The sequence below is a fragment of the Endozoicomonas sp. ONNA2 genome (assembly GCF_024606365.1).
Lineage (GTDB): Bacteria > Pseudomonadota > Gammaproteobacteria > Pseudomonadales > Endozoicomonadaceae > Endozoicomonas.
Window position 1 is genome coordinate 1 of sequence record NZ_JAHHPO010001006.1, and the last position, 6,026, is coordinate 6,026.

At 48.6% G+C, this 6,026-nt stretch carries 5 protein-coding genes and 1 CRISPR repeat array; of the genes, 4 read left to right on the forward strand and 1 reads right to left on the reverse strand.

Annotated elements, in window-relative coordinates:
* Positions 1-762: type I-F CRISPR-associated endonuclease Cas1f (gene cas1f / locus KDK14_RS17745; protein ID WP_257266526.1), on the reverse strand; the 762-nt coding region annotated here is incomplete at its 3' end.
* Between the two features lie 255 nt (positions 763-1,017).
* Between cas1f and KDK14_RS17750 the strand changes: the two genes are divergently transcribed.
* The 4 genes from KDK14_RS17750 to cas6f are packed head-to-tail and all read left to right on the forward strand — an operon-like array spanning position 1,018 to position 4,848.
* On the forward strand, positions 1,018-2,301 hold the full coding sequence (locus tag KDK14_RS17750) for a type I-F CRISPR-associated protein Csy1 (RefSeq protein WP_257266527.1): 1,284 nt from the start codon (positions 1,018-1,020) through the stop codon (positions 2,299-2,301).
* Positions 2,298-3,197 (forward strand): type I-F CRISPR-associated protein Csy2, encoded by a 900-nt coding sequence (locus KDK14_RS17755; protein WP_257266528.1) that lies wholly within the window; start codon positions 2,298-2,300, stop codon positions 3,195-3,197. The genes KDK14_RS17750 and KDK14_RS17755 overlap by 4 nt, the downstream gene beginning before the upstream one ends.
* A 16-nt stretch (positions 3,198-3,213) precedes the next feature.
* On the forward strand, positions 3,214-4,236 hold the full coding sequence (gene csy3, locus KDK14_RS17760) for a type I-F CRISPR-associated protein Csy3 (RefSeq protein WP_257266529.1): 1,023 nt from the start codon (positions 3,214-3,216) through the stop codon (positions 4,234-4,236).
* A 9-nt stretch (positions 4,237-4,245) separates the two neighbouring features.
* A complete protein-coding gene (cas6f, locus tag KDK14_RS17765; RefSeq protein WP_257266530.1) occupies positions 4,246-4,848 on the forward strand; it encodes a type I-F CRISPR-associated endoribonuclease Cas6/Csy4 in 603 nt (200 codons plus the stop codon).
* A gap of 136 nt (positions 4,849-4,984) precedes the next feature.
* Positions 4,985-5,973: direct repeats of the CRISPR family, unit length 28 nt; unit sequence GTTATCCGCTGCATAGGCGGCTTAGAAA.
* Positions 5,974-6,026: the final 53 nt, after the last annotated feature.

The window sequence follows — 6,026 nt, forward strand, 5'->3', positions numbered from 1 at the left end:
TTTAGACCAATTTGCTGCCACCGCAGTAGGGCAGTCTATTCTCGGACAGCCTCCCGGGGCACCACGGCGGGTCAGGCCGTGGGCAACTGGCATGGAGTGGGGAATACCAAGCACCCAGAGAACGGTTGCCGCCAGTCCATAAGCGAGGTAATTACCATGATCAAGGTAACGGTTAAAGCGATCTCCGGTTTCTCCGGAGCCGGGAGTACGTTCGAAGCCCTCATGTCCGACTGCACGAGCAAGGACTCGATACAAACTTTTGGCAAAGTTGGCTTCATGCCCCATTAAAGTCTGACCGTCCATTGAAATGGATATCTTATCCCGGTAGTTGGCAAGGATATCGGTCAGATTGACGGTCTTGAGGGCAGCGAGTCTTTGCCATGACGTCATGACAAACTGGCACCGCGCTTCCTGAAACTGCCGGTAGACCGTTAGCCGGTTTTTCGGCTCAAACCACATTTTTGCCCAGGCTTGCATGTAGGCTGTAGGTCGGTACTCATTTTGAGAAGCCAGAAACAATGGGGTTCCACCCCCTCCAGTAAAGCCCAGCATAACGCCTTCATCCGAGAGCAAGCGGGCAGCAGATTGGGTAATAGAGGTACCCGTTCCCAGTAATAGTACATTTGTATTACCAAAAGGCAGAGCAAAGAATTTCTGAAATCCGTCTTTCTGCTGCACGTAGGTTAACTGATCATCTTTGACCATAACCCGGCAGTGCTCCATGAGATAAAGCCCCTGCCGGTGTGAAGGCATAATTGCCATTCTGTACTTTCCTGCGCCCGGGAGATTGTCCACCTGTGCGGTGGCTGACAAGATTAATCAAATCAAATTTTTCTAAGCCACTTGTGCAGTGGTAAACGTTTCGCCGGATCCAAGTTTTGAAGCTAAAACACTTATTCGTCAAGTGAGGCTAACAAACCAGCTCAGTATTTACCAATTTTATTTGTTTAATAAAAAAACCACCTACAATAGTACGCATTTCACATACACAAACAATATGAATAAGGTGACATCGACATGAATATGGAGGCTTCGGATCTTCCTGAAATACTGACACGGTTCGACAGATTCCCTCCCCCGTTGATCCCCCCCTCGGGTCTGTTTTCGTTTCTGATTGCCCTGATCAACGCCTCCATGCACAAGTGCAAAAAAAATGATACGGCCCTGCACGATGCTGAAACGGCAAGAGCGTTTTTATGTAACGAAAAAAAACTGATCATTTTACGCAATACTATTCCCATGGTCGGCACCCATAACCTCAAATGCCCTAACGCCAACGTACAAAGCTGTACTATCGTTGAGCCAGAACTGGAACACCTCCCCGACAACAGTCCCTATGTTCATTCCGCCAGCATTAACTGTGAGCGTCTGACCAGTGGTTCAGGGAATGCAGCTTACGCAGGTTATTTTCGTTTTCTGGCACAGGAATTTATGTTCAAAGAACAGGTTACTTCTGTTTTCAGAGCTTTGGCTAATCGACAGGATGAAATCACATCCAGCCTGTTACAACTTGGCCTCGCTCGTTGTTGGTTAGAGTCTCTTGAGGATGCTGCTACAGCTTGCTGGTCCATGCCGGATGCCAGTCAGGCGCCGGACCGTTTTCTCAAGCAGGTGATCTGGCCCATGCAACATGGAAATGATGATTTTGTAGTAGTACCGGTTATGGCCTTTGGTCTGACCCGTGAGTTACATCAACGCCTTAATCAACGGCGGCAGGATGAACAGAGACCGCAATTGATTTCCATCAGGGTAACCAAAGTTGGAGGTACCCAGCCCATTAATGTGGGCCCTTACAATGCAGAGCTGGGCGGTTGGTACCAACACTTGTATGCAAACATACCGCCCATCCCTACCCAAAAAGCAAAAGAATATATTCGCCTGAGCAAACACAGTAAAAGCCTGTTTGAGCTTGCCAGGCGCAGAGAAAGCCTGGATATCTCCACACTACTGCATCCGGGGGTTGAGGGTATGCCTGCACGAATAAAACGCCAGCGACATGCCAATGCTGCTGCCATGATTATCGCCCGGCTGATGGCCCCTGTAATCAAGTTGCGCTGGCAATTTACCGGCATGTCAGACAATGAGAAAACGACCCTGACTGGTCATCTGCCCGATTACCAGCAAGCCTGGCTGGCGGGTACCGCAGACAGACAGCAGATGGAACTTTTCAGGGAAGCTGCGCTGAATCTGTTAAAAACAACCCCGTTCAGGGACGGAAAGCATGACAAGCCGCTGTTGGATAACAGTGATAACCAGGCGTTGACTGTGGCGCTTACGCAATGGCTGGAGGCAAGATTATGAACCATGCAGGGTATTTGCTTCTTCCAGATTTGAGGCTGGAAAACATCAATGCAGAAGCCTGTCTGCATGTGGCTGGCTTGCCATCAATAACAGCATTTACTGGTTTTGCCCATGCCCTGCAGCTTAACTGGCTGACCAGGGAAGTTGAAAAAGTAGAAGGAGACCACCTGGCATTTCATGGTGTGGCAATTATTGGCCATGACCTGGCGCTATATGATGGTCAGGCCAAATCCCCCCCTGCACTCCATGGTATGCACCCCACCAAACCGGAAGACATGAACCCATCGATTATTCAGGAGATGAAGGGTGACCTGAACATTAGCCTGATCTTAAAAATCATTCAGGAAGATGATGAAGACGAAGAATGTCTGGATAACATCTTTTCCCATGAAAACCTGCAGGGACTGGCGGCCTTTCTGACCCGGACACCACTGGCCGGTGGCCGAATTATCAAGCAGCAACTGCCTGTTTTTGCAGCATCATCAACAGCCCTGGCCGAAAAAATACAGCGCCTGCCTGCAGGGTGGTTGCTGTGTAATGCCAAAGAACAGCTGGAAAGCCGCAACGATGACCCCCGGGATAACCTTGACCGGCTTCTGGATGCCCTGGCAGGAGTCAGAGGCGACGATGGCAAATATCATCGCCAACAACCGGGCTGGTTGATTCCCACCAGCATCGGTTATCGGCTGCTGGAGCCCCCCACCAACCGTCCCGGAACGCGGAAGCAACTACCGATGGCTTTTGCCGAACCGGTTATTTCTTTAGCACAATGGCGCTATCTGCCTTCTCTGGTTCATGCGACCAATGCCCTCGACTTGCGGGGGGAGAATGCCCTGTGGCGTCATACCTACAGTCCGACCGACAGGCTTTGTGTTGTTGACACACATACAAATTAAATAAAGGAGCCCGGAAATGGCCAAAATTGAATTACCCACCATGCTCAATTACACACGTTCCATTGTGCCGTCCAATGGCATATTCACCTGCATGGGGGATGATGGACAAATACAGCCAGTGCTGATTACCCGCCAAACAGTACGAGGTACCATATCCAACTTCTCGGGCATTGACCGCAGTGGTAAAAAAGCTGAGCAGGAGAAGGAGAAGTTACTGGATCCTAATAATGCCAATATCCAGAGCGTTGATGTCTGCTACTTACCAGAAACCTGCGATCGTTTTCGTCTTGAGTATTCACTGACGTTTACCAGTCAGTCACTGAGACCGGGAGCCTGCAATGCACCGGATTTCTTTGCTGACCTGGAAAAGCTGGCGCATCTCTATCGGGATCTCAATGGTTTTTCAGAGCTGGCTACACGTTATCTGACCAATATTATTAACGGTCGCTGGATGTGGCGTAACCGCTATGCCACTGACAAAAAAGTCACGGTGAGGCATGAAAAAACAGAGACATCATTCCAGGTTGAAAATGCTTTTGACCATGACTACGGCGAGTATCAGGGCTTTCTCGAACTTCGGGATAAAATTGCCAGCGCACTGGCCGGTAATGATCTGCCACTGCGTTTAAACGTCATTGGCCAGGGCAATCTTGGCGCGGGGCAGGAAGTTTACCCCAGCCAGGAATTTGCCGACAGTAAGGACGGCAAGGTCCTGGCCGCTAAAGCCTGCCCTGCGGGAAAACAAGCCATGATGCACAGCCAGAAAATTGGTAACGCGATTCGGACCATCGATACATGGCACAGCAAAGCGAAACAATATGGAGCCATTGCCATAGAACCCTATGGCGTTGTTCAGCAACGTGCCGAAGCCGTGCGCTTGCCTTCAACTAACCAGGACGATCTTTACACCTACTTGATGAATATTAAGGAACTGATCGAGGCGCTTGAAAAGGGTTCGGTTCCGGAACATATTCATTATGTGATGGCCTGCCTGATACGCGGTGGTGTTTTTAGCGGTAAAAGTAAAAAGAATAAATAGGAGCCAGAAATGTTGACACACTACCTGGAAATTAACTGCAAAACACCACCTAACGAGACAGGCTGGATGCTGGGTAAGGTCTTTCAACAGGTGCATGGCTTTTTAAGTGCCAATGAAAAAGACAGTATTGCATTGGCGCTCCCCAATATTAAAGCCAATCACCCCGGTGATAGTATGCGCCTGTTTGGTTCAGCTGAAGAACTGGAGCAGTTATTGCTAAACACTCGATTGTTGCAACTGGAAGCGGGAGGTGCAATTGAGATCATTCCAGTGCAACCTGTCCCCCGGCATACCTCCTTTGCTGTTTATGTCCGTAACCGGCAATCGGATAAGGGGAGTTCAGCTCAGCTCAGGAAACGGATGAAAAGATACCTGAAACACCTGGCGAACAAGGGTGTTGAGATTGACCCAGTGCAGGTAGAGGAGCGTAGAAAACGATTGAGCAGTGCTTACAAAGATGACCGGGCATTTATCTCCCTTATTAGTCAAAGTACCGGGCAACATTTTCAATTGGGCATAATTCAAAAGATCATGCCAACAGCCAACTTGGGCAACTTTAGTAGCTATGGGCTTGCGAATGGCCAGAACCCGGCCACAGTTCCGCTGTTTTGAAAACTTCCTTTACTAATTCAGCAAGCTAAACCATTGAAAAGTAATCATTAATTATTATTTATTGCAGCATGTTGTTTTTTGGTTGTTTCAATGGTTTTTTTATGAAAACTCAACATGTTAACCGGGTGATTAGAGTGTTATCCGCTGCATAGGCGGCTTAGAAAATTTAGGCGCTCCAGCTCGTCGATGGCGTCTTGTTATCCGCTGCATAGGCGGCTTAGAAATTAATAATGGTTTTTTAGGGAAAGTCGTGTTTGTTATCCGCTGCATAGGCGGCTTAGAAAGTAGACAGCAAAGGCATCGAGCATCCGGCCCTGTTATCCGCTGCATAGGCGGCTTAGAAAATATTCCCGCGCAGTGATTAAGTCCGTATATTGTTATCCGCTGCATAGGCGGCTTAGAAATGACGAATTGAATATTTCACCAAAAAGCAAGAGTTATCCGCTGCATAGGCGGCTTAGAAATTTAATTTGCGGGGCTTTCCCAATGTTCAGGAGTTATCCGCTGCATAGGCGGCTTAGAAACACTGCCCGTCGGTTACAAAATGAGTCCTGTGCGTTATCCGCTGCATAGGCGGCTTAGAAATGACGCAGAATTTCGTGGACTTCAATCTTCTGGTTATCCGCTGCATAGGCGGCTTAGAAATGACCACCAACAGCTCGGTCTGGAACCGTTATGTTATCCGCTGCATAGGCGGCTTAGAAAACGGACGGTATCAGCGTATTAGGTAAGTCCATGTTATCCGCTGCATAGGCGGCTTAGAAAAGCTTGCAGTCCCGGGTTACTGAACTGAAAACGTTATCCGCTGCATAGGCGGCTTAGAAATGCCGTTAGAAGGGAATGTCATCTGAGAACGAGTTATCCGCTGCATAGGCGGCTTAGAAAACCTCTGGCTGAACCTTGCCCCAGCACACATCGTTATCCGCTGCATAGGCGGCTTAGAAAAAGCTGGCTGATAGTACGTTCGAGATGTTTAAGTTATCCGCTGCATAGGCGGCTTAGAAAACACCAAAAAATATTAGCGGGATTACCTTAGCGTTATCCGCTGCATAGGCGGCTTAGAAACTTTTTGTAGACGTTATGATCAATTCGTGAATGTTATCCGCTGCATAGGCGGCTTAGGAATTGTCCTGAAATAATTTCGACATTTTGAACTCGATCTCCGTTCATCCTGAGCT

Excerpts from the sequence above, each read along its gene's own strand:
- KDK14_RS17750 (WP_257266527.1), top strand. The coding sequence starts at position 1,018 with ATGAATATGGAGGCTTCGGATCTTCCTGAAATACTGACACGGTTCGAC.
- KDK14_RS17755 (WP_257266528.1), top strand. The coding sequence starts at position 2,298 with ATGAACCATGCAGGGTATTTGCTTCTTCCAGATTTGAGGCTGGAAAAC.
- csy3 (WP_257266529.1), top strand. The coding sequence starts at position 3,214 with ATGGCCAAAATTGAATTACCCACCATGCTCAATTACACACGTTCCATT.
- cas6f (WP_257266530.1), top strand. The coding sequence starts at position 4,246 with ATGTTGACACACTACCTGGAAATTAACTGCAAAACACCACCTAACGAG.